Raw genomic sequence first — 22998 nt, forward strand, 5'->3', positions numbered from 1 at the left:
TCGTTCGCGCTACGGCCCGCCAGCGCCGAAACCATAGACCAACCCTACCGCACCCGGTAGAGCCGGGCGCCAAACAAAGCGATGAACGCGTAGCACACGATGGGCAGGTAGTACGCCGCGCCGATATCGTAGTTGGCCACCTTGCCCATGAGGTAAGGGAAAACAGCCCCGCCCGCCACCGCCATCACCAGGATGGACGACGCCTGCGGGGTCTTGGCCCCTAGGTCCTTGATACCCAAACTAAAGATGGTGGGGAACATGATGCTGAAAAAGAAATTAATCAGCAGCAGGCAGACAAACGACACCCAGCCCCAGCTTTGGGCCACGATGAGACACATGAGCACGTTGGCCAACGCGAATGCAGCCAGCAGCTTGTGCGGCGCGAGGTAGCGCATGAGGAAAGTACCCACGAAGCGGCCGGTCATCATCATGACCATGAAAAGCGAGAAGAAGCCGGCCGCTGTCTTGTCGCTGAAGTGCATTTTCTCAACGCCGTAGTTGATAAAAAACGCCCAGGTGCCGCCCTGCGCGCCCACGTTGAGAAACTGCGCCAGCCAGGCCCACACAAAGTGTCGGCGCTGCCACAGGCCCCGCGGGGCCGGCGCTACCTCGGCCGTGCCAGAGTAGAAGCCCGCTTCGGTTTCGGCGTGCACCTCGGCAGCGTGGGCATCTTCCAGCGCGGGCACTTTCACGAAGGCAAACGCCACAGCAATCACCAAAATCACGGTGCCGATGGCCAGATACAGCAGCTTCACCGAGGTGAGGTCGCCGCTGGCGGGCGCTTCAGTGCCGCTCAGGATAAAGTAGCTACCTAGGAGCGGCCCGATTACGGCGCCCAGCCCGTTGAATGACTGCGCGAAGTTCAGGCGCTGGTCGCTGGTGCGCTGGTCGCCGAGCGCCGCCATAAAGGGGTGCGCCACCGCCTCCAGGGTAGCCAAGCCGCAGGCCAGCACAAACAGCGCCCCCCGAAAAAACGTGAACGAGGCCGCGTTAGCGGCCGGCACGAAGAGAAACGCACCCGCCGCGTACAGCCCCAGGCCCAACAGCACGCCGCTTTTATACCCAAAGCGCTTCATGAACAGGCCGGCCGGAATCCCCATCACGGCGTAGGCCCCGAAAATCGAGAACTGCACCAGACTCGACTGCGCCTTGCTCACGCTCAGCACGTTCTGAAAATGCTTATTGAGCACATCGCCCATCGTGATGGCAATGGCCCAAAGCATGAATAAGGACGTGACGAATATCAGCGTCGGCACGTATTTCTTCTCGGTGAAAGAAGCGGGCGGGGCGACGCGGGCGGCCGGGGCGGCTGGTTGCATAGAGGTTGTTTTTAGGTTCTGGTTAAGCTCGCCGAGGCGTGGACCTCACCCCCTAGCCCCCTCTCCTTGGGGAGAGGGGGGACTAGCGCTAGTTCTAGCTTTCTAGAGACTAAGATTACAAACTAGTTCTCCCTCTCTCCAAGGAGAGGGGGCTAGGGGGTGAGGTTTCCCGTCTGGCGAGCAGCGCGCCGCTACTCGACCGGCCGCGTGGCCACCGCAATCTTCGAATCAGCCGTGCCGTAGTACAAAAACCACTTGGACTTAAACCGCGCCAGGCCTTCCAAAAACACCACTTGGTTGACCTGGCCGGTCTTCTCGTAGGGCTTATCGGGGCGCATGAAGTAGGTGTCGGTGCGCTGAAGCAGCTTGGTCGGGTCGTTTTTGTCAAACAGCGCCTGGGCGGCGGTGTAGGTGCCCTCGGGCAAAGACTTATCACCGACGGCGGGCACGTTGCGGCTGTTGTAAATCAGCCGGATACCCTGGTCGGTAAGCATGGCGGGCGGGCCCGATTCTACCAGGTCGCTGTCAAACTTGCCGGCGCGGGTGGGCAGCACGACTTTCAGATTGGGCAGGGTGAGGGCCTGGGCGCGCAGCGGCACGGGCGGCTTCTCGCCGGGCACCATCTCGATGGGCGTCCAGTGGATGAGGTCGTCGGAAGTGGCCAGCCAGATTTGGGCATCGCCCCAATACATCCAGTATTTACCGTTGATTTTGGTGGCCACGATGCGCCCGTCGAGCTCGTACTTCGACACGATGGAGCCCGACTTGCTCCACTTGTCCAGGTACTTGCCGCCGAAGGCATTGCCATACTTCTTCCAGCGCCGCAGGTCGGGCGAAGAGGCTACGTGCAGGCGGGCGAGCTTGCCGTCGTAGGCGGTGTAGGTCATGTAATAAATGCCGTTGGCATCTTCCACTACCCTAGGGTCTTCGGTGCCACCGGTTTCGTACTTTTTCTGGGCATCGTTGTCGGGGTAGAGCACCGGCGTGGCCTCCCGCGCAAAATGGATGCCATCGGTGCTGCTAGCCAGCCCCACGCGCGAGGCCTTGCCGAAGGTGGTGATTTTATTTTCAGCGCGGTACAGCATGTAAATCTTGCCGTCGCGCACCACCACAGCGGGGTTGAACACGTCCTTTTCCTCCCACAAGACCACCTTTTTCAGAATGGGGTCGGTGAATTTGCCTACCGCGCTGGGGCCCATGATGGGGTTGGCGCTGTCTGCTTTAACAAAGTTGAGCAGGGCCCAGCTATCGCCAGTGGTCGCGGTATCGGCCGGGGCCTTAGAAGCAGCGGTTTCGGTGGTGGTGCCAGGGGTGCTATTGCAGCTGGCCAGCAGCCCTAAGGCCAGCGCGGCGCTGGTGGAGAGAGAAAGGAAGCGGCTATTCAGAGTACGCATGCAGGTTCAGAAATTGGGTGTGGGAATGATGCGGCTAAGCAATGACAGACGGTCACTGGTGATTAAAAACAGGACCTAGAGCGATTTTTCGATGGTGTAAATAGACTGCACCTCGGCGTCAGTCAGTGAGCGATTATACAGGCGGATATCGTCCATCTGGCCTTTGAAAAAGGCGGGGCCGTAGTAGTCGAAGTAGCCGGTGGCCTGGCCGCCGGTGGGCGTGCTGTTGTAGATGCTCTTAGGTAGCTGCTGGCCGATGCAGAGCGGCACGGCTTGCGGCGCGGTTTTGAGCGGACCTTTTACGTCGGTCCAGGTTTTCACCAGCGCGCCGTTGATGTAGAATTTCATGCTGCCGTCGGTGTACGACACGGCCACGTGCGTCCAGGTATTGATGGGCACGATGCCCGAGTCGGCGTCTTTGTCGGAGAGACCCACCGTGGTGCCCACGGTCAGGAAGGGCTTGCCCGCGCCTTGCAACTGAAATTTGTAGCTCTGCCAGCGGTTCAGCGATACCAGATAGTTGGCATCATTGCCATCGAAGCGCTTGCACCACAGGCTAATAGTGAGCGCCTGCGGATTGAGCGCCGCCTGATACGGCACTTCAATGTAGGCGCCGTTATTGAACTCATAGGCCTGGGCGGCCCGGCCAAAGCGGTCGGCCACGAGCGTGGGCAACGTGCCGCCATCGCCGGGCGCGGTGCCGGGGCCGGTGGGGCCGGTGCGCAGGGCGCCGTTGTTGGCGTTGGTAGTGGCGTCGTTGGCATTGCCTTCAAACCTCCAGTACGCCACCAGGTTAGCCAGCGATACTTCCTGCACCAGGGCCGACCGGAAGGCCGCCACGGCGCGCCGTAGGTTGGCGACGGTCGCGTTCACGGCGGCTTGGTTGTAGCTCGCGTCGTTTTTGGTGACGGTGGAGAGGTCCAGGGCCGTTTTCAGAGAGGCCTTGGCGCCCGGCGCGTAGTTACCGGGCTTGTTGCCCTCCACGGCGGCATTATAGCCCGTGGTCACGGAGTCAATCAGGGCCGTGAGCCTGGCTTTATCCACGTTGCCCACGGGCGCGGTGTCGTCGTTGTCCTTGGAGCACGACGAGGCAAACGTCAGCGCCCCGAGCAGCCCGGCCAGCACCAACACGTAAAATTTAGAGCTTTTCATAACCTAGCGAAGAGTTGGGTGGGAAGGACGGGCGGCTTTACAAGCCTTTATTGGTGTCGCGCTCGCTCTGCGGAATGGGGTAAAAGCGGTTGCGGGCGTAGTTGAAGTTGGGCCGGTCGGCGAGCGCCTGCTGGGCGTAGGCCTGCCCGTAGCGCGTGATGTCGAAAAATCGCTGAAACTCCAGCGCCAATTCGGCCCGCCGCTCGCGCCGGATGGCGTCGCGCAGCTGGCCCTGGTCGGTCACGGTCACGTCGGGCAGCAGGCCGGTGGGCACGGTGCCCGAGTTGGGCAACGTCGTGTCATAGAGGTAGCTCTCGCGGGCGCGCTTGCGCACCTGGTTCAGGGCTTTAAGGGCGTTGGCGCTGTTGCCGGCTTCGTTCGAGGCTTCGGCATCCATCAGCAGCACATCGGCGTAGCGGATGGCCTGGTAGTTCAGGTTGCCGTCGCCCTTGGTGGTGGTCGGAATCTCGGTCAGCGGCTGCAAGTGCTTCTTCGACACGTAACCCGTGGCGCTCCAGCTAGGGTCGAAAGGCACGCCAAAAAACGACTGCCCGCTGCGGCCCACCGAGTAGTCGAGCCGGGGGTCCACGACGCCCGCCGAGGTGCGCTCGAAATTATCGACCAGGCTCTGGGTGGGGTAGAAAAAGCCGTAGCCATTCTGCGGGCGCGGCGCAAACCACTGGTTCAAGTTGTTGCCCTGGTTGGGGCTGAGGCCCGTGGTGTGCTGCACCGAGAAAATGGCCTCCGCGTTGTTCTTAGTCGCCGCCCGGAAATTGTTGGCAAACACCGGCAGCAGGCTGTAGGTGCCTAGGGCTTCCACGGCCTGGGCGGTGGTGGCGGCCAAGGCCCATTTCTGCTCGTAGAGGTAGGTCTTGGCCAGCAGCGCCATGGCGGCGCCCTTGGTAGCGCGGCCCACGTCGGCGCCGGTCCAGGTGGCGGGCAGGGCGGCCATGGCGGCCTGACAATCCAGTTCTACCTGCGCATAAATCTGGGCCTGGGGCACGGCCGGACTTTGCAGCTCGGCGGGCGTTTCTACCTTCAAGCGCAGCGGCACGTTGCCGTAGATGGCGGCTAGCTGAAAGTAGTAGTACGCCCGCAGAAACTGCGCCTGGCCCGTGGCCTGCTGCCGTACTGTGGCGCTCACGCTGGCATTGTCGGCGGGTAGGCCGTCGAGCACCACGTTGCACTTAAAAATACCGTCGTAGTAGCGCCGCCACTGTGCCTCCACGGCCGCGTTAATGGGCGTAATGTTGAAGATGTCGATGTTCTCGAAATCGGCCTGGTCGCCGGGGTTACTGCCCTTCACGGCATCGTCGGAGGCCACGTCGCCGAGCACCCACAAGGCGTTCGACGAGGCATCGCGGAACGAGAGCGGCACGTAAGCCGCGTTCACGGCCAGGATGGCGTTGGTATCGGAAGTGAAGAACTGGCTGGCTTCGTATTGCCCCAGCACTGGCTGGTCGAGGAAGGTTTTGCAGCCGCCGGCGCCAACTAGCAAGGCGCTCATCAAGAGCGCGGTAGAGGAGATTTTCATGGGTGGGAAGACGGTTAGAAGCCAGCGTTGATGCCCACCGTGAAGGTGCGCGCCGAGGGGTAGGTACCGAAGTCGATGCCGGTGGCCCGCACGCCATCGCCAGCCGAGTTGCTGTTGGTGCCCTGCTCGGGGTCGAGGCCGGTGTACTTGGTGAAGGTCAGTAGGTTCTGCACGCTGGCGTAGACGCGGATGGAGGCCACGTGCACCGCGCTCAGCAGCTTCTCATTGAAGGTGTAGCCGAGCTGCAAGTTCTTGAGGCGCAGGTACGAGCCATCTTCCAGGAAGCGGTCGGAGGGCTGCTTGTTGTTGGAAGCGCCGGTCCAGGAGAGGCGCGGAAACTGGTTGGTGCTGCCGGGGCCGGTCCAGTAGCTGGTGGCCGCGCGCTCAGTGAGGTTAAAGGCGCGGTAGAAGCCCTCGATGTCAGTGTTCACCTGGTTGTAGAGCTTGTTACCCTGCACGCCCTGGAAAAACACGCTCAGGTCGATATTTTTAAAGCTCACGTTGCCGGTCAGGCCGTAGGTCAGCTTCGGAATGGGGCTGCCCACGAAGGTGCGGTCGAAGCCGTCAATCACGCCATCGGGCACCCCGTCGGGGCCGCTTAGGTCCTGAAATTTCACGTCGCCCGGCTGAATACCAGGCCCCTGGTAAGCGTGCGTAAACACCTCCTGCGCGGTCTGGAAAATACCCTCCGTTTTCAGCAGGTAAAACGCGCCCACGGGCTGGCCCACGGTGGTTAGCGTGGCAAAATAGTTGTTATCGACGCGGCCCCCAACGAGCGGGTTGGCCCCGCCCAACGACACTACTTCGTTGCGCAGCGTGGCCAGGTTGCCGTTCAGGCCGTAGCTCCAGTCCTTGCCTATCGTGTTGCGATAGCTCAGCTCCAGCTCAAAGCCCTGGTTGCGGATTTCGCCGGCGTTCACGGCCGGGTTGCCGCCGTTGCCGGCGCTGCTGGGCAGCGGCAGGTTCAGCAGCACATTAGAGGTCTTTTTGACGAAGTAATCGGCTGAGATTTGCAAGGCGCCCTTCAGGAAACCTAGGTCGAGGCCGAAGTTGGTTTGGGTGCTGGTTTCCCAACGTATTTCGGGGTTGCCCTTCGATACTACGCTCAGCCCCTGCGTCGAAATCCCCCCAAACGGGTAGTAGCCAGTGCTGTTTATGAGCGAGGCGTAGGGATAATTGCCGATGTTCGAGTTGCCGAGCTGCCCTACGCTCACGCGCGCCTTGAGCAGCGAAATCGCCTCCAAGTTGCTCATAAAGGCCTCCCGCGCCAGGTTCCAGCCTACCGAGCCCGACAGGAAATCCTGCGACCGCCGGCCGGGCAGAAACTGCGACGAGCCGTCGCGCCGGAAGTTGACGGTGGCCAGGTAGCGCCCGTCGTAGTCGTAGGTCAGCCGCCCGAAGCCCGAGAGCAGCGACGAGTGCGCCTCGCCCCCGCCGTTCTGCTGGATGCCGGTGCCATTGTCGAGGTACTGAAACGTGGGCGACTGGTCGACGTAGCCCCGGCGCGAGGCCGAAATGGCGCGGGCGTTGTTCTTGATGGCCTCGGTACCCAGCAGGATGGCGAACGTGCTCTTGCCCAGTGTCAGGTCGTAAACAGCCGTGTTGGTCCAGTTGAAGTTGAACTCGTTGGTGTTAGACTGCGCCAGCTGGGCCGGTGAGTTCAAGGCGCGGTCGATGCCGAAGGTCTTGAAAAACTGCTTGTAATCGGTGATGCGGAACGTGATACCGTAGTCCGACCGGATGCGCAAATGCGGGATGGGCGTAATCTCCACGTAGGCGTTGCCGAGCACCGAGTAGGCGTTGAAATTGCGGTCGGCCGCGTCGGCCAGCGCCACCGGGTTGATGCCGTCGCCGAGGTACGCCGAGGCATCCTGCCCATTTACCCGGGGCAAATCCACGAACTGCCCTAGGTCGTTGTACACCGGCGTGCCCGGCGTCCGAAACAGCGCGAAGCGCACGATGCTGGCGCCCGGATTACCATCGCCGAAGCCGTCGCCGGAGGTGCCCACCTGCCGGGTTTTGGCGTAGGACAGGTTGGCGTTGGTGCCGATTTTAACGTATTTCGAGAGCGAGCTGCTCACCGCCGTGCGCAGGTTATAGCGGTCGTAGGACGAGTTGTTGACCAAGCCATCCTGGGTGAGGTAGCTGCCCGACACGATGTACTGCGAGTTCTCGCCGCCGCCGCTCACGTCGAGCTGCACGTTGTGCTGGCGGGCGGGTTTGAGCACCTCTTTCAGCCAGTTCACATTGGGCAGCGTGGCAGCCACCGCGGCCGGAATCTGGGTGCGCCCGTCGTTAGTGGCCGCCACGTTGTAGGCGTTCACGTACTGGTCGGTGTTGGCCATTTTGATGAGGTTGGCCGCCGTTTGCACGCCGCTGTAAGCGCTCACGCTCAGCCTAGGCTTACCCGATTTGCCGCGCTTGGTAGTCACCACCACCACCCCGTTGGAGGCCCGCGCCCCGTAAATGGCGGCCGACGAGGCGTCCTTCAGGATATTAATGCTCTCAATATCGTTGGGCGAAATCTGGTTGATGCCGTCCTTGGTCGGCACCCCGTCGATGATGTAGAGCGGGTTATTATCGTTGATGGTACCCACGCCGCGGATACGCACGGCGATGTTCTCGCCCGGCGCGCCCGTGGCTGCCGTGATGGCCACGCCCGCCGCCTTGCCCTGCAAAATCTGGGCTACGCCAGTCACCGGCAAGGCGTTGATGTCGCGCTGGTTCACTTGAGCCACGGCGCCGGTGAGGTCCGACTTGCGCTCGGTGGTGTAACCTAATACCACTACCTCGTCGAGCGCTTTTTGGTCGCTTTGCAGCACCACCTGCACCTGCGTGCGCCCTTGCAGGGCTATTTCCTGGGTCACAAACCCGATGGCCGACACCACGAGCGTGGCGCTGGCATCGGGCAAGGTCAGCGAAAAGTTGCCGCTCTCGTCGGCGGTCGTGCCGTTGGTCGTGCCCTTCACCACCACCGTGGCCCCCGGAATGGGCGCCTGGTCGGGGCCGGTTATCTGGCCCGTGACCGTGGCGGCAATGGCGGCCGGCGCGGTGGCATCGCGGCTGGCCAGTACTGGTTCGGCCTCGCCCCTAGGGGCTGGCAGCGAGGCGCCTACCTTCTTGGGCGCTGAAATGACGTAGAGGTTGCGGCCCGTTTTTTCGACGCGCAAGTCGCACATCGTCACGGCGTAGGTCAGCTTTTCCTCCCACGTGCGAAACGTGCGCCCGTCGAGCGCTACGTACTTGTCCTTCAGCACTTCGCTGCGGTACAGAAACAAAGCGTGGTGCTCGGCTTTGAGGCTGCGCAGGATGCTTTCCAGCGAAGTGCCCCTGGCCGAGGGGCGGGACTCGCTGGTCGAGCTAGGCTCGGTTTGCGGGCTGAGCTTGGCGAGCGCTAGGCCCTGCTGCGCCTGCGCGTGGAAGCCCCCTGCGAGTAGCGGCAGCAGGGTTAATAACCGGGTATAAGTAGCCATAGATGGGAAATGGCAAGCGTGGGTGGGGGAAAAGAGAATCAGTAGTAGCGCGAAGCTCTGCTTCGCGTGTCGTAGGGTTAGCCAGGCACACTAGGCGCGCGGAATGCGGCTTCGCGCTGCGGCTTACCTAGTCGAGCGAAACCTGTTTACCGGCGCGATGAACGTTGACGTCGAGCGATTTGCCGAGCGCCGCCAACATGCCCTCCAGGTCGTTACCCGGCAGCGAGCCCGTGAGCTTTTGCCGCAGCAACCCAGGATTATGGACGGAAATTTGGATGCCGTAGGTGTCTTGCAGCGCCGCAATGATTTCGGGCACCGGCGTATCGGTAAAGTCCAGCTGCCCGCTGGTCCAGGCCGAATAGAGGGCGGCTTGCACCGGGCGCTTCGAGAGCGGTGCGGCGGGCGTGGCGGCGTTGTACACGGCCAGCTCGCCGGGTTTCAGCAGCAATGGCTTTTGCGGACCGCGCCCGGCTGTCAGCGCAATCTGCCCCGAGTTGAGCACCACTTCCGGACGCGTATTATGATTGAAAACCGTGAACTGCGTACCTAGGACCGCGATATCGAGCGGCCCAGCGTGCACTGTAAATTTGACATTGCCCGGCGCCAGCGCCACGGCTTTGAGGGCGGTTGGCGCGGTGTGCGCCACGTCGAAGTACGCATCGCCTTGCAGCCACACTTCGCGGGCGCGGCCGGGCTGCCAGGTAGTGGCCAGCGTCAGCTTGGCATTGGCTTGCAATACTACGCGCGAGCCATCGGGCAGCACTACGGGCCGCGGCGCGCCGGCTGGCGCGGTGTAGTGCGTGTAGGTGGCCGTCGCGGGCCGCCGCCACAGCCCTAGGCCCGCTACCAGCAGCCCAACCACCAGGAGCAGCGCCGCCACCCAGCCATACGGCACCCGCTGCGCCCGGCGCCCGCTGCGCAACACCGGCTGCGAACGCGCGCCCGCCATCTCGCGGATGCGCTGCCGCAGCTTAGCCGCTTCGTCTTTTTGCAGCTGGGCCGATACGGGCAGTCGTTGCCCCGCCAGTTGCTCCAGCAGCGCGGCAGCTTCTTGAAAATCAGCGGCCTGGGCCGGGTGCTGCGCCAGCCACTGTGGCCAGAACTGCGCCGCGGCTGGGTCGCTACCTAGCGCATAGGCTTGGAAGGACTCGTCGGCCAGGAAATCTTCGGTTGAGTAGTGCGAGTACTTCATAGGCAGTGGCTTGGCAGAGCGAGCCCGGGCACCTAGGGGCGCTTGCGGGGCTTCATCTACATGACTGGCCTAGGAGTTATTTATACTCATGTACTTTTAAACTTTTTTTAGAATAAATTTCTACTCAAGCATATAATACTGTTTTTCAAACACTTATACATGCGAGCAAAGCCAGCGACACCAGCATATTGCTGCGCAGGGCTTTCAGCGCATTAAAAACCAGGTTGCGCACCGATTGGGTGTTCAGGGCCATGACCTCGGCGATGTGCTCGTAGGAAAAGCCGTCGAAGAACTTCAGGTACAGCGCTTCGCGCTGGCGCTTGGAGAGGCGGTTGAGGGCGCTCATTAATCGCGCCTGCTGAGCGGCGTCGCTTTGCTCGGCAATCAGAAACTCTTCGTGCGAGTACGTGACCTCGAAGGGGTCAGCGTAGCTTTTGAGCAGGGAATAAGAGCGCTGGCGGCGCTTGGTTTCGTCGCCCAGGTGGCGGCGCAGCGACGTAAAGAAGTACGCCTTTACCAGCTGCACTTCCGCCACCTGGGTGGGGCGCTGCAACAGCTTTTGAAACAGTTGCTGGATGCAGTCTTTCACTAGCTCATCGTCGCCCGTCAGCTTCAGGCCGTAGTTGAATAAGGCGGCGTAATGCACTTCAAAGAGCACCGCCAGCGCCTCCAGGTCGCCGCCCCGAAAGGCGGTCCAGAGTTCGGCGCTGCGGAGGTCGGTCATGGTGGGGGCTTGCGGGGTGGGTAGTGGCCTAGTGTAGCGTTGCAAGGTAGCAAACAGGGGGCTACTCCATTGCCTACGGGCTATTGCTTACTGAATGAGCACTTAGAAGGTGCTTGCCACGCAGCCATGGCCGGCGTCGCACCAGACCCGCTGGCCATAGGTACGTTATTGGAGTAGGGTCTGAGGCCGGCTCCTACCCGGCCTTGAACGACTACTCGCAGCTCGTGCAGCGCCGGGCGGGGGCCAGCCCCACATCCTACTGCCTGACACGGATACCTCCATCTAAAACTGTAACGCCCTACCCTGTTCCGGAAACATTAGCTGCACGCCGAGCGCATTTCCCGCGGCCAACTGCTGCCGGATGAGCGCCTCGTTACCCGGCGTAGGCTTGAGGTGAGTGACGACGACGGGCAGTCCGCGCAGGGCCGCAGGGCCGGCCAGCTGCCCTAGGGCGGCCAGCTCTTGCAACAGTAGCGCCGGCGTGAGGTGACCGAAAAGCTGCGCCGGCGGCTGAGAATTTGGGTAAGACGCCTCGATAAAAATGGCCTTCAATGCGTGGCGCTGCACCAGAGGCGCCACGGCCTGCCAGAGGTCGCGCAAATGGTGCGTGTGCTCGATGGTATCGGCGCCGGTGTCGCCTAGGTACAGTAAATAGCTGTCGTGGCTGCGCACCAGGAAGGCTGTGCTTTGGTAGGGCGCGCCGTGGCTGAGCACGAAGGCCTGCACGCTAAGTGCCGTGCCCGCGAGCGGCGTGGGCTGGCCGGGCACCAGCGCGCGCAGCTGGTACCTGCCTAGGGCGGGCGCCCGGCCACCGTCGCCAAAATTGGGCCAGGCCTGCCAGTTGAAGTAGTCTTGTTGCACAGTGGCCAGGCAAGCGGCCAGGCCATAAATGGGCTTGGGCGTGTCGTCGGGGGCGTTGAGCAGCAGGCCAGCCACGTGGTCGAGGTGCGGGTGCGAGAGGCAGTATCCCTTGATATACTGCGTGAGCACCTGCGCGGCGGGCACGGCGAAGACACTGTTGGCCACGGCTTTTTCAGCACCGGGGCGCAGGCTACCGGCATCCAAGGCGATGTAGCTGGTGGTACCAGCCGCGGCTACCAAGTAGGCCGAGAGGTTACCCTCGGCCGGGCCACCCTTTACCCCCAGGGGCACTATTGTGAACGCGGGCTGCCCCTGCGCACCTAGGGCCAGCAGCCACCCGGCCAGCAGCAAAAAAGTAGCTTGAACTCTGCGAGTCCGAACGTGCGCGCAGCGCACATCCTGCGTTCGAGCCGTTTCGACCGTACTAACGCAGATGCGCGCTGCGCACGCGCTCAGACTCGCAGAGTCCAAGATACTACTAGCCCAATCCGCCATTGTTTCCTGAAGCAAGGCGGTGCTAGCTAAACTCGTAGGGGTAGCCAATTTCCTGCAGGTCGGTGGCGAGCATCGTCCAGTCTTCCACCTCATCGACCAGCGCCAGAACCTTGGCCTTGGTCACCGGCTCGTGGTGGTAGATGGGCGCCACGGCCTCGGCCGTCACGGGCTTTTTGTCCGACTCGTCGGTGTAGTATTCGGTGGCCCACTCAGCGTAAGTAGCGGGCTGGCCATCAAAGATGTAGAGCAATTCTTCGGAGCCATCGTCTTCATTCTCCACGATGCCGCGCTGCCAGCCGTGGGCGGGCGTGTACCAGAGGCAAAACGTGGTGCCGATAGAATTGACGGGCTCGCCAAAGATAAAATCATCGAACGCATCGGGCAGGCCGCGGGTAACCTGGGCCTTGTTGGGCTGGTCGTACTCGTGCAGGTAGCCGTTTATTACGCAGCCCTCGGGGCGGAAAAGCACCAGCATCTGGTCGCCTTCGCCATCGCGCATTTCGAGCAGTTGCTCGGTGTCGCTCCAGGCCGGGTTATAGGAGTAGTAGCGGTATTCCCAGTCGGGCGAATTGATGGCGTCGAGCACAGCCAGGGCTTTGCAGATGCGCTGCAAGTCGGCGGCGGGCGGTAGGGCGGAGTAATCAGCAGTTGAAATCATTATGCTTCATTAAAACGGCCGTCATGCTGAGCTTGCCGAAGCATCTCTACCGCTCTGCTGAAGAGCCTTTTAACATGAGCGGTAGAGATGCTTCGGCAAGCTCAGCATGACGGCTGTGTGTATTCATTTTTAGTACGTCTTATTCATGTCCTCGGGCACCACGATGAGGTAGTCAGCCACGTTCATATTAGCCTTATCGAGCTGCTGCAACTGGCTTTGGGTGAGCACGCTCAGCGTCTGGATGCGTAGCGGCTGCTTGCTGTCGGCGCGCAGGTAGGCCACGATGCCGTCGTGATTGTCGGAGTGAAACGAGCCGTTGAGGTGCAGCAGCGTTTGGCCGGGACCTAGGCTGCGGCGGATAGTGTAGGCCATGGTGGCATCCTTCAGGGCCTGGGCCTGGATGATGGTGCGCCCGCCGCTCCCACCGTGGGCCGCAGCATCACCGAACATGGCGGCCATTTTCTGGTAGCCGGGCAGCTCAAAATCGACCTTAAGCGGCAGCGGAGCCAGGTAGCTTTTCTCGTTGGCGGGCAACGCGTCGAGGGCCGTGAGTGAGCCGCGGGCCACCTGCTGGGCGTAGCGGCGCGGCGCGTTGGTGCCGACGATGGCGATTTTCTCGCCGCGGGCGAATTGCAATAGCGGGCGGTAGTCGGTGGCGTAGTTGGGCCAGGGGCGGCTCTGGCGCTCGAAGGCCGTATCGGGCAGAGCGCCGGCGGCGTACTGCGCCACTAGCGGCTGCACGTCGCGCTCAAACATTTCCATGCCCAGCACCAGCTTGCCGGGACCTTTGAGGCGCTGCAAGTCCTTGGCTACCTGCAATTCGAGCCAGTGCGCCATGGGGTCATTGTGCTGCTCGCCGAAGAGCACCACGTCGGCCTGCGCCAGCTGGGCGAGCATCTGGTCGTAGTCGGCCGCCTGGCCCTGGGCCGTGAAGAGGCGGTAGGCGGGCCGGTCGCCTGCGGTGAAGCTGAGCAGCGGCAGCAGCCACAGCAGCCAGCGGCGCCCTAGGTGGCTAGTGGAGGAGAAAACGGACATAGCTGATTTAGTCTGCAACGGATTAGTTAGCCCTATACGCGCAAAACCGCTCGTCAAGCTCATTACGTGCCATGCGCGGTAGCCGGGCCCAAGAGCTGCGGGTACGCGCTTGGTCGAGCGCAGCCAACGGCTGCTAGATAGCGTCCAGCCCCGGCAAGCCGAGCAACTCAGCGGCGCGGCGCGCCACGGTTTTGACGCTGGCCACATCCGGGCCGGTGATGGTCAGGTGGCCCATCTTGCGGCCTGGGCGTGCATCCAGCTTGCCGTACAGGTGCAGGTGCGTGCCCGGCAGGCTCAGCACGGCGTACCAGTCCGGCTCTTGCGGCTGGCCATCGGCGCCGAACCACACATCGCCTAGGAGGTTGAGCATGATGGCCGGCGAATGCTGGCGCGGCTGCGGCAAGGGCAGGCCCGCCATGGCATGGACCTGCAGGTCAAACTGCGACACATCACAGGCGTCCATGGTATAGTGGCCGCTGTTGTGCGGGCGCGGGGCCATTTCGTTGACTACTAGTCCACTGTGCTCACTGCTGTCTTCCACCACAAAAAACTCGACGCACAGCACCCCGACGTAGCCGATATGCTGCGCGATGGAGATGGCCGCGTCGCGGGCCCTAGCGGCCAGGGCGGGCGGCATATTCCCTACGTAGGCGTGGGTCACGGCCAAAATGCCCGCGACGTGCACGTTGCGCTGCGGGGCGAAGCTGACGACTCGCCCGTCCCAGCCGCGCGCCACCAGCACCGAGCACTCGGCGGTGAGCGGCAGCATCTTTTCCAGCACGCAGGCGGTGCCGCCCAGCTCCGCCCAAGCGGCGGCCAGTTCAGCGGCCGTCTTAACGCGGACCTGCCCTTTGCCGTCATAGCCCATGCGCGCAGTTTTCAGGATGCCGGGCAGCAAATCAGCCCGGTCGTCCTGAACGGCCTGCAGCTGGGCCGGCGTTTCAATCACCGCGTAGGGCGCGCAGCTCACCCCCGACACGTCGGCGCAGGCCGTGAAGTGGGCTTTTTCCTCTATGCGGTTTTGCGCAATGCCGACTACGGCCGCGCTAGGCGCCACGAGCCGGGTCAGGGCCAGCGTTTGCAGGGCCTGGGCGGGCACGTTTTCAAACTCAGTGGTGATGGCTTGGCACAGGTAAGCCAGTTGCGCCAGCCCGGCCGGGTCGTCGTACGCGGTCTGGATGTGGTGGTGGCTCACCAGCCCGGCCGGGCTCTGCGCATCGGGCTCCAGCACGGCGGTGAAGTACCCCAGGCGCTGGGCAGCGTGCACAAACATCCGGCCCAGCTGGCCGCCTCCCAGCACCCCTAGGGTCGCCTTTTGGCCAGCCGCGTCCTCACTGCCCGGGAAAATAGGGGTCATGGCTACCGTGTGAATATCGTCATTCATACCGGCAGCGTCATGGCGCGAGCAGCCTCGGTTTGTTCGGCGCGAAACGCCAGCAGCTTGGTCGCTAGGTCCGGGTCGTGCAGGGCCAGCAGGCTAACCGCGAACAGCGCGGCATTGGCCGCCCCGGCCGTGCCAATAGCAAACGTGGCCACGGGTATTCCTTTGGGCATCTGCACGATACTGTGCAGCGAGTCCACGCCCTGCAAATGGCGGCTGGCTACCGGCACCCCCAGCACGGGTACCGTGGTTTTGGCGGCCAGCATGCCCGGCAGGTGGGCGGCCCCACCCGCCCCGGCAATAATGGCCTGCAAGCCGCGCGGGCCGGCCTGCTCAGCGTAGGCAAACAAGTCGTCGGGCATGCGGTGGGCCGATACCACGCGCGCTTCGTGGGCCACGCCAAAGTGCGTGAGAATCTGCACGGCGTGCTGCATGGTGTCCCAGTCGCTGCTGGAGCCCATGACCACGCCGACTAGGGGTTTGCCTAGGTCGGCGCCGGGGGTGTCGGATGATGAAAGGGTACTCATGAAAATCAAATTAAAACAGTCGTCATGCTCATCTTTCGTCCGCTCCGCGGACGAAAGATGAGCATGACGGACGACTATTATTCAGGTAAGCGCTACCTGCTAGCGCTCCAGCAGGATTTCCGCGCCCAAAATTACCAGGTCCACCCGGCCTTTCAGCGTCTGGTCGATGAAAGGCGTGTTTTGGGATTTAGACTTCATGAAGTCCCGCGTGAAGGTCGTTTCCGCTTCGGTATCGAATAAGACGCAGTTGGCTTCCTGGCCGATTTCGACGGCGGCTACCGGCAGGCCCATTAGGCGGCGGGGCTCGGCCGAGTAGCGTTTCACCACCAGGTCCCAGCCAAATTTCTTGGGCTCCACGAAGAAGTGGTGGAGCGAAACCAGGGCCGTATCCAAGCCGGTGATGCCATTGGGCGCGCTGATGAAATCCTGGGCTTTCTCGAAGGGCGTGTGCGGCGCGTGGTCGGTAGCAATGATGTCGAAGACACCCTCGATGAGCCCTGCCAGCAGCGCATCACAATCGACCTGCGTGCGCAGCGGCGGGTTCATCTTATAGTTGGTGTCGTAGTCGCCGATGTGCTCGTCGGTGAACAGCAGGTGGTGCGGCATCACTTCCGCCGTCACCCGCACGTCGCCGCGCGATTTCCACCAGCGGATGGTTTCCATACCGAGCTTGCTCGACACGTGCTGGATGTGCACGTGCGCGCCCGCCGCGTGGGCCAGGCGGATATCGCGGTCGATGATAATCTCTTCGGCGCAGGCCGGCGAGCCCTTGATGCCGAGCCGGTAGCTCATCACGCCCTCGTTAAGGGCGCGCGGCCCGGCCAGCTCCGGCACCTCGCAGTGGCTGGCGAAAAACATCCCAAACTCGGTGGCGTACTGCATGGCCCGCAGTAGCACCGCCGGGTCGTTGGTGGTGTCGCCGTCGTCGGTGAGCATTTTCACGCCGAGGCCGCGCATGCCCTCGATTTCGGCCAGCTCCTTACCCTCGCGGTTCTTGGTGACGCAGCCCGAGGTGTACACTGGAATGCGGGAGCGGTCCTTGGCATTTTCCAGCACCGTGGCCACGGTAGTTGCCGAGTCGAGGGCCGGGCGGGTGTTGGGCATCATCACCACGCCGGTAATGCCGCCGTTGATGGCCGCCTCGCTGCCCGTGGTAATGGTTTCCTTGTTCTCAAAGCCGGGGGCGCGGAAGTGGACGTGGGCATCGAACATGCCGGGCATCAGCACCCGGCCGCGCGCGTCGATAACGCGGGCACCCTCGGGAATGGCTAGTTTGAGACCGATGGCTTGAATTATTCCTTCGACAATGAGGATATCGCTCTCGACAAGCTCGGGTGAATTTTCGGAGGCGATGCGGGCGTTTTGAAGGAGGAGCATGGAGGGAAGAGTGCGGTGAACCGGCAAGGGGTGATATTCTATAATTTAAGGTGAAACTACGCGGGCGGAATGAGCCGGCACCTAGGGCATAATTACCGCCGAGCCAGCGCGCTGCTGCGCTACATACGCTTCCTGCTTGGGGAAGTCCCCGCCCGGCGTGAGCCAGTCGAGCACGGCCATGCGCACGGAGATGCCGTTTTCGACCTGGTTGGTGATGAGGCTGCGCTCGTAGTCCATCACGGCGTCACACAGCTCGACGCCCCGGTTCACGGGGCCGGGGTGCATGATGTAGAGGCCACGGTCGCGGATTTCGGCCAGCCGGGCGGTGGTGATGCCGTAGACGCGGTGGTACTCGCGCACGCTGGGGAAAAACTGCACGTCCTGGCGCTCCAGCTGCACGCGGAGCAGGTACACGATATCGGGCGCCCAGGCCATGGCCGCCTCGTAGTCGGTGAAGCGCTGAATGCTTGCCGGCACGTACTTGGGCACCAGTGAGCCCGGCCCGAGGTAAGCGACCTCGATACCCAGCTTTTGCAGCAAAGTGCTGGTCGAGCGCGCGACGCGGGAGTGGAGAATGTCGCCGATAATGAGGACCTTTTTGCCCCTAGGGTCTGGGAATTTCTCCCGGATGGTGAAGGCGTCTAGCAGAGCCTGGGTGGGGTGCTCGTGCGCCCCGTCGCCGGCGTTGATGACCGACGCCGTGGTTTGGCGGGCTATCATACCGGGCAGGCCGGGGTGGCTGTGGCGCACGATGATGTAATCGGTGCGCATGGCCTGGAGCGTCTCAATCGTCTCGCGCACCGACTCGCCCTTGGTGATGGAGGAGTGGGCAACGTCGAAATTCGTGACCTCCGCCGAGAGGCGCTTGGCCGCGACCTCGAAGGAGGAGTGCGTGCGGGTGCTGGCCTCGTAGAACAGCATGAGCACGGACTTCCCCTCCAGGGCGGGGATTTTCTTCACCGAGTGGGAGAAGAGTTTTTTAAACGACGTGGATTGGTCGAGCAAAAACTCGATTTCCTCGCGGTGAAGGGAGGCAATGTCGAGCAGGTCTTTACGTGCCATACCGAGGGGGAGGATAAGTGAGGTTGACTAGCGGAAGCAGCAGCTAACGAACTTAGTGGACATAAAAAAACCGTTTCGGAATCCGAAACGGTAGCGGGGTAATACTCAGAAAACAACGGAAATACCAAAGGCAAAATTGGAAAAACCAATGGAAGCGAAGGCCTTCCGGTCCACTCGCGGCTCCTTGCTGAGCAAGGTTTCGCGCTTCGTCAACAAGCTTTTTGGTTGAAGCATGGTGCAAAGCTACGGCATTGTTACGTATTCCTTGGGTATGTCGGGCAAGAATATCCATTGGGGCGAACGCCCGCAGTGCGCACAAACGAGCAAAGAACCTTGAGATTAAGGCGCTACAAGGAAGCGTTTCGAGCGGGCCGGCACCTAGGTGGCTAGTGAGGGGAAAATAGAAACATGCAAGCCAACAAGTGCCTACCACAGCATACAGCCAAAAAAGCCCCGCTGCCGAGCAGCGGGGCTTCTTAGCTTCATTCAGAATCGGGTGGTTTAGTTGACCAGCAGGCGGGCGGTTTGGGTTTGGTCGCCGGCTTGTAGCTTTACCAGGTACACGCCGGGGGCCAGGCCGTGCAGCGACAGGGACTGCGCCTGCGCGCCCGCCGCCTGGCGGGCCGGGGCTAGCTGCCGGATGGTTTGGCCCAGCAGGTTTTGCACCATGATGGTGGCGGTGGCGCCGGTGGGCAGCTCGTAGGCCACGGTGGTGGTGCCGGCCGCGGGGTTGGGCAGCAGCGCCAGCTTGAACACGGCCGCGGCCTGGGCGCCGGTGGTGGCCAGCGTGGTGCCGGTGGGCTTGGTGAGCTGCCGGCTGGTGTACACGGCGTACTGGCCGGGCTGCATGGCCATAGCCTGGCTGGTGCTCGTCACGGTCAGCGGCTCGCCGGTGAGGTAGTTGTACCAGGTGCCGGCCTGCGGGAAGGGCACGCTGGCCGTCTGGGCGGTCACATCGAAATTGCCGACGGTTACCACGCTCAGGTCGGGGCCGGTGACCACGATGGTTTTCACCGCCACGTTGCCACCTAGGGTCTGGGTGTAGGTGGTGGGGGCGGCAAATACCGGCTGCTTTTTGAGGGCGATGAGCGCCCGGTAGGTGTCGTAGAGGTGGCGGCGGTTGGCGTCCTGGTAGTAATCCCAGCGGATGGGCTTGTTGCCGGTGCGGCAGTCGTTGTTGACGGTAACGCCGTCGGCGCAGGTGTTGATGCTGTAATCGTAGCCCAGCTCGCCAAACTGCCAGACCAGGCGCGCGCCGGGCTGGGTGAAGAAGAAGGCGGCGGCCATCTCATTGCGCTTCAGGCCGGTGGCGGGGTCCTTGATGTTGTAGCTGCCGTTGGCGTTGGCGTAGGCCTTGTTTTTGAACTGCAGGCGCTCCTCATCGTGGCTTTCCATATAGGCTATCACGTTGGGCTGGCCCCAATTGCGGCCGCCCTGGGCGCCGTAGTAGCCGTAGCTGAGGTCCGAGCCGCCTAGGTAGCCCATGGTGGCCTCGTTGTAGTTGCCGTTGAGGTTGCCCCACAGCATCATGCCGTAGTCGCTCAGCACCTTGCCCTCGTCGGTGGGGTTGGTGTCGGATACGCCTTTGGCAAAGAACTCTAGAATCGGGTACGAGCCGTTGTCGGCGCTCATCTGGGCGTCGTAGTAGTCCTTCCAGATGGCGACGCGGGTGGCGTCGTAGTTCTCGAAAGTGGCCTCCGTCTTGGCCCGCTGGCTGAAGCCGCCCGCCAGGTCGTAACGGTAGCCGTCGATGTGGTATTCCTGGAGCCAGAACTTGATAACCTGCTTGCTGAAATAGCGGGTGTAGGCGCTCTCGTGGTTGAGGTCGTTGTAGACGCTGTAGGGGTGCGGGGCGGCGGTATTAAACCACGGGTTATCGGCCGTGGGGCCGCTCGTGACGTTGCCGTAGAGTTGCACCATCGGGCTGTTGCCGGTCGAGTGGTTCAGCACCACGTCGAGCACCACCGCGATGCCGCGGCGGTGGCACTCGTCGATGAGTGCCTTGAGGTTATTCTTGGTGCCGTAGTACTTGTCAGGGGCGAAGTAAAACGACGGGCTGTAACCCCAGTTCTCGTTGCCGTCAAACTCGTTAATCGGCATCAGCTCAATCACATTGGCCCCTAGGCGCTGGATGTAGCTGAGCGTATCGCGCAGGGTCTGGTAGTCGTGGCGAGCCACGAAATCGCGCACCAGCAGCTCGTACACCACCATATTGGCGCGGGCCGGGCGCTGGAAGTTGGTCGTCGTCCAGGTGTAGGCCGCCGCGCCCGGCGACAGCACCGAGACCAGGCCCGTGGTTTTGCCCGTGGGGTAGGCCTTGAGATTAGGATACGTCACGGCCGGGATAAACTTGTCGTTGTCCGGGTCCAGAATCTTCTCGCAGTACGGGTCGGCGATGCGCAGCTGCCCATCCACCAAAAACTGGTAGGCGTACTCCTGGCCCGGCACCAGGCCATTGACCTGCACCCACCAGCGGCCGGTGGCGGCGTCGGTGTCCACGGTGGCCGTTTTCTTAAGCAGGCCGGCCTCCGAAGTCTGCCAGTTATTAAACTCACCCAGCACGTAGATGTAGCTCTTCTTGGGCGCCGTGAGGCTGAGGATGGCCGACGTGCCGCCGTTGATATACGTGATGCCATCGGGGTTGGCGCTGGTGGGCAGCGGGGCGGTGGTGGTAGCCGGCGGCACCAGCACGGTGGCCGTGGCGGTAGCCGTGCTAGTGCCATCGTTGCCGCTGAGCACCAGCGTGTTCACGCCCGGCTGCGTGATAGTTACGCTCGTGCTCAGGCTCGTAGCGGCAGTTTGCTGAGCTACCTGGGTACCATTCAGGGTGAGCGTGAGGGTGGCGGGCGCCGTGGCCGTGCCAACCACCGCGAGGGCGGTGCCGGCGGCCACGGTAGTAGTGGCGCTGGCCGGGCTCGTGAAGGATACCTGCAAACCCAGGTTTATCAGGATGTTGGTATTACCGGTGCCCTTGCCCTCGGGGGTGCCGCCGGACCCGCGAAACACCATCGCCAGCTTTTTCACTACCTCGCTGGTAGCCGCCAGCCCCGGGTAGTAGGTGCGCGGCGTAAAGCTGATGCTGTACTTGTGATTGCCGAGCGACGTCATTTTCTCGGCCGCGATGGGGCTGCCAAAGCTGTTGCCCACCACGTAACGCCAGTTGGTGTCGTCGGTGCTCAGGTTGGTGACGACGCCCGTCCAGATGTAGACGTCGCCCGCGTAGTTGGCCAGGCCCGCGTTGCCCAGAGTGGCATCGTAGGTGAGCGTAATGGGCGTGGTGTCGCTAAAGAAAGCCGGGCTCACCGTCACCGGCGAAGTGGCCTGGGCGCGGGCGCCCGGCGCCCAGCCTGCCAGCAGTAAAGCCAGCACGAGATACCCCCAGAGTTGAGGTTTTTTCATATAAAATTGGGTGGGGAAAAGATAAAGTGCCCACTGGCTCGGGTGGCCGGCTGGGCGTGGGGAGTGCTAAGGTACGGAGCGCGTTGCATTTCCGAAATCGATTCCGAGTGATGGGCGGCGCGGGCGGGTACCTAGGGGCGGCCCTCGGCGGGGCGCCTACCTTTGCGCCCCGGCTGCGTACTCGTAGCATTCGCATTATTAGTAGAAGATTATGAACGTTGGAGACCGCGTCCGCCTGCTCACCGGCACCGAAGAAGGTATCATCACCCGCGTGCTCGACAGCGAGCTCGTCGAAGTAGCTATCGACAACGACTTTACCATCCCGGTACTGCTGCGCGAGCTCGTGCCCGTGGCCGCCGAGGAAGGCCAGGCCTTCCGCCGCGCCGCCCCCGAGCCCGCCCGCCCCGCCACCGGCAGCAAGAAAAACAAGCCCCTAGGTGGCCAGCCCAAGGCCCAGCGCCCCGGCACGCCCGCTCCGGCCCCGGGTCCGGCCAACGCCACGGCTGGCCCCAGCGCCGCCATGCCGCCGCGCCCGGCTGCCGCTACCCCGCCGCCGCCCGCCGCCAAGGGCCTATACTTGGCCCTGGTGCACCAGGCGCCCGAGCTGCTAGCCCTGCACCTGCTCAATAACACCGAGTCGGAAGTAGTATTCACCTACGGCGAGGAGCGCCAGGGCAAGTACCGCGCCCTGGCCGCCGATAAGCTAAAGGCCAAGGCCGCCAGCGCCCCGCTGGCCCATCTGCACCTCAAGGACTTCGAGGAGTGGCCCGCGGTAGTGTTTCAGATGCTCAATTTCAAGTTGAACAGCGATTCAGCCTACGACTTGCTTACCAAGCGTCAGTCGTTCAAGGCCAGCACGTTCTACACCAGCCGCCGCCCGGCGCCTGTCATCGGCAAGGAAGCCTATCTCTTTCAGCTTGATGAGCGGCCCGCCCCGGCCCTCAACCCCGAGAAGCTGGCCCAGGCCGAAGCCGCCCTCGAAGCTGCCGCCACCCCGGCGCCCGTGCTCGATACCAAGCGGGCCAACGTGCTCCAGCAGGCCCTAGGCGGCGACAAGCCCGCGCCGCCGGTGCCCGCCGCCATCGCGCCCGCCCCACCCAAGCCGGCCGCCGCCCTCGTGGCCCCGCCTCACGAGTTCGACCTGCACCTCGAAGCCCTGCGCCCCGAGGGCGCTGAAGGCCTGAGCAACACCGCCATGCTGCGCCTCCAGCTCGATGCGTTTGAGGATGCGCTGAGCCGCGCCCTGGCCACCAACATGCACGAAATCATCTTCATCCACGGCGCCGGCAACGGCACGTTACGCAAGGAGATTCACCGCCAGCTGAGCCGCAACAAGGACATCAAATTCTTTGAAGAAGCCCAGAAGGAGAAGTTCGGCTACGGCGCCACGCTAGTGCGCCTGAAGTAGACTGAGC

16 protein-coding genes are annotated in these 22998 nt (G+C 62.8%); 1 reads left to right on the plus strand and 15 read right to left on the minus strand.

Annotated features, from left to right (window positions below; all coding sequences use genetic code 11):
- Positions 1–44: 44 nt before the first annotated feature.
- The 15 genes from fucP to ACFSDX_RS06080 all read right to left on the minus strand — a co-directional run bounded on the left by fucP (position 45) and on the right by ACFSDX_RS06080 (position 21583).
- Entirely contained in the window at positions 45–1319 is a 1275-nt protein-coding gene (gene fucP / locus ACFSDX_RS06010; protein ID WP_382312326.1) for an L-fucose:H+ symporter permease, read from the minus strand.
- A 191-nt stretch (positions 1320–1510) separates the two neighbouring features.
- Positions 1511–2713: a glycoside hydrolase family 130 protein gene (locus tag ACFSDX_RS06015; RefSeq protein ID WP_382312327.1), complete on the minus strand. Its 1203-nt coding sequence runs from the start codon at positions 2711–2713 to the stop codon at positions 1511–1513.
- Positions 2714–2788: 75 nt separating this feature from the next.
- On the minus strand, positions 2789–3865 hold the full coding sequence (locus tag ACFSDX_RS06020; RefSeq protein ID WP_382312328.1) for a LamG domain-containing protein: 1077 nt from the start codon (positions 3863–3865) through the stop codon (positions 2789–2791).
- Between the two features lie 37 nt (positions 3866–3902).
- Positions 3903–5399, minus strand: a complete 1497-nt coding sequence (locus tag ACFSDX_RS06025; RefSeq protein WP_382312329.1) for a RagB/SusD family nutrient uptake outer membrane protein — start codon at positions 5397–5399, stop codon at positions 3903–3905.
- 14 nt (positions 5400–5413) lie between these two features.
- The gene (locus tag ACFSDX_RS06030) at positions 5414–8872 is read right to left on the minus strand and encodes a SusC/RagA family TonB-linked outer membrane protein (protein WP_382312330.1); all 3459 of its coding nucleotides are present in this window, start codon (positions 8870–8872) and stop codon (positions 5414–5416) included.
- 127 nt (positions 8873–8999) lie between these two features.
- Positions 9000–10064 carry a FecR family protein gene (locus ACFSDX_RS06035; RefSeq protein ID WP_382312331.1) on the minus strand — a complete coding sequence of 355 codons (1065 nt, stop codon included), beginning with the start codon at positions 10062–10064 and terminating at the stop codon, positions 9000–9002.
- Between the two features lie 145 nt (positions 10065–10209).
- Entirely contained in the window at positions 10210–10788 is a 579-nt protein-coding gene (locus ACFSDX_RS06040) for an RNA polymerase sigma factor (protein WP_382312332.1), read from the minus strand.
- Positions 10789–11070: 282 nt separating this feature from the next.
- Positions 11071–12000, minus strand: coding sequence for an MBL fold metallo-hydrolase (locus tag ACFSDX_RS06045; protein ID WP_382312333.1), 930 nt, complete (start codon positions 11998–12000; stop codon positions 11071–11073).
- Positions 12001–12166: 166 nt separating this feature from the next.
- On the minus strand, positions 12167–12802 hold the full coding sequence (locus ACFSDX_RS06050; RefSeq protein WP_382312334.1) for a hypothetical protein: 636 nt from the start codon (positions 12800–12802) through the stop codon (positions 12167–12169).
- Positions 12803–12931: 129 nt separating this feature from the next.
- Positions 12932–13837 carry a ChaN family lipoprotein gene (locus ACFSDX_RS06055; RefSeq protein ID WP_382312335.1) on the minus strand — a complete coding sequence of 302 codons (906 nt, stop codon included), beginning with the start codon at positions 13835–13837 and terminating at the stop codon, positions 12932–12934.
- A 133-nt stretch (positions 13838–13970) separates the two neighbouring features.
- Entirely contained in the window at positions 13971–15221 is a 1251-nt protein-coding gene (locus ACFSDX_RS06060) for a 5-(carboxyamino)imidazole ribonucleotide synthase (RefSeq protein ID WP_382312336.1), read from the minus strand.
- The gene (purE, locus tag ACFSDX_RS06065) at positions 15218–15745 is read right to left on the minus strand and encodes a 5-(carboxyamino)imidazole ribonucleotide mutase (protein ID WP_382312338.1); all 528 of its coding nucleotides are present in this window, start codon (positions 15743–15745) and stop codon (positions 15218–15220) included. The genes ACFSDX_RS06060 and purE overlap by 4 nt, the downstream gene beginning before the upstream one ends.
- Positions 15746–15844: 99 nt before the next feature.
- Positions 15845–17122 (minus strand): dihydroorotase, encoded by a 1278-nt coding sequence (locus ACFSDX_RS06070; protein ID WP_382312339.1) that lies wholly within the window; start codon positions 17120–17122, stop codon positions 15845–15847.
- Positions 17123–17203: 81 nt separating this feature from the next.
- Complete coding sequence (locus ACFSDX_RS06075; protein WP_382312340.1) at positions 17204–18184, minus strand: aspartate carbamoyltransferase catalytic subunit; 981 nt, start codon at positions 18182–18184, stop codon at positions 17204–17206.
- A gap of 501 nt (positions 18185–18685) precedes the next feature.
- A complete protein-coding gene (locus ACFSDX_RS06080; protein ID WP_382312341.1) occupies positions 18686–21583 on the minus strand; it encodes an alpha-amylase family glycosyl hydrolase in 2898 nt (965 codons plus the stop codon).
- A 211-nt stretch (positions 21584–21794) separates the two neighbouring features.
- On the opposite strand from ACFSDX_RS06080, the gene ACFSDX_RS06085 reads away from it, so the two are divergent.
- The gene (locus ACFSDX_RS06085; RefSeq protein ID WP_382312342.1) at positions 21795–22991 is read left to right on the plus strand and encodes a Smr/MutS family protein; all 1197 of its coding nucleotides are present in this window, start codon (positions 21795–21797) and stop codon (positions 22989–22991) included.
- Positions 22992–22998: the final 7 nt, after the last annotated feature.

Origin of the sequence: Hymenobacter bucti, from assembly GCF_042681145.1 — a bacterium.
In the GTDB taxonomy this organism is placed as follows: domain Bacteria; phylum Bacteroidota; class Bacteroidia; order Cytophagales; family Hymenobacteraceae; genus Hymenobacter; species Hymenobacter bucti.

What these genes read in the sequence shown, in the direction of transcription:
- ACFSDX_RS06080 (WP_382312341.1), bottom strand. Translation starts at nt 21,583, where the DNA reads ATGAAAAAACCTCAACTCTGGGGGTATCTCGTGCTGGCTTTACTGCTG.
- ACFSDX_RS06075 (WP_382312340.1), bottom strand. Translation starts at nt 18,184, where the DNA reads ATGGCACGTAAAGACCTGCTCGACATTGCCTCCCTTCACCGCGAGGAA.
- ACFSDX_RS06060 (WP_382312336.1), bottom strand. Translation starts at nt 15,221, where the DNA reads ATGAATGACGATATTCACACGGTAGCCATGACCCCTATTTTCCCGGGC.
- ACFSDX_RS06055 (WP_382312335.1), bottom strand. Translation starts at nt 13,837, where the DNA reads ATGTCCGTTTTCTCCTCCACTAGCCACCTAGGGCGCCGCTGGCTGCTG.
- ACFSDX_RS06020 (WP_382312328.1), bottom strand. Translation starts at nt 3,865, where the DNA reads ATGAAAAGCTCTAAATTTTACGTGTTGGTGCTGGCCGGGCTGCTCGGG.
- purE (WP_382312338.1), bottom strand. Translation starts at nt 15,745, where the DNA reads ATGAGTACCCTTTCATCATCCGACACCCCCGGCGCCGACCTAGGCAAA.
- ACFSDX_RS06035 (WP_382312331.1), bottom strand. Translation starts at nt 10,064, where the DNA reads ATGAAGTACTCGCACTACTCAACCGAAGATTTCCTGGCCGACGAGTCC.
- ACFSDX_RS06015 (WP_382312327.1), bottom strand. Translation starts at nt 2,713, where the DNA reads ATGCGTACTCTGAATAGCCGCTTCCTTTCTCTCTCCACCAGCGCCGCG.
- ACFSDX_RS06040 (WP_382312332.1), bottom strand. Translation starts at nt 10,788, where the DNA reads ATGACCGACCTCCGCAGCGCCGAACTCTGGACCGCCTTTCGGGGCGGC.
- ACFSDX_RS06085 (WP_382312342.1), top strand. Translation starts at nt 21,795, where the DNA reads ATGAACGTTGGAGACCGCGTCCGCCTGCTCACCGGCACCGAAGAAGGT.
- fucP (WP_382312326.1), bottom strand. Translation starts at nt 1,319, where the DNA reads ATGCAACCAGCCGCCCCGGCCGCCCGCGTCGCCCCGCCCGCTTCTTTC.
- ACFSDX_RS06070 (WP_382312339.1), bottom strand. Translation starts at nt 17,122, where the DNA reads ATGCTCCTCCTTCAAAACGCCCGCATCGCCTCCGAAAATTCACCCGAG.
- ACFSDX_RS06025 (WP_382312329.1), bottom strand. Translation starts at nt 5,399, where the DNA reads ATGAAAATCTCCTCTACCGCGCTCTTGATGAGCGCCTTGCTAGTTGGC.
- ACFSDX_RS06050 (WP_382312334.1), bottom strand. Translation starts at nt 12,802, where the DNA reads ATGATTTCAACTGCTGATTACTCCGCCCTACCGCCCGCCGCCGACTTG.
- ACFSDX_RS06030 (WP_382312330.1), bottom strand. Translation starts at nt 8,872, where the DNA reads ATGGCTACTTATACCCGGTTATTAACCCTGCTGCCGCTACTCGCAGGG.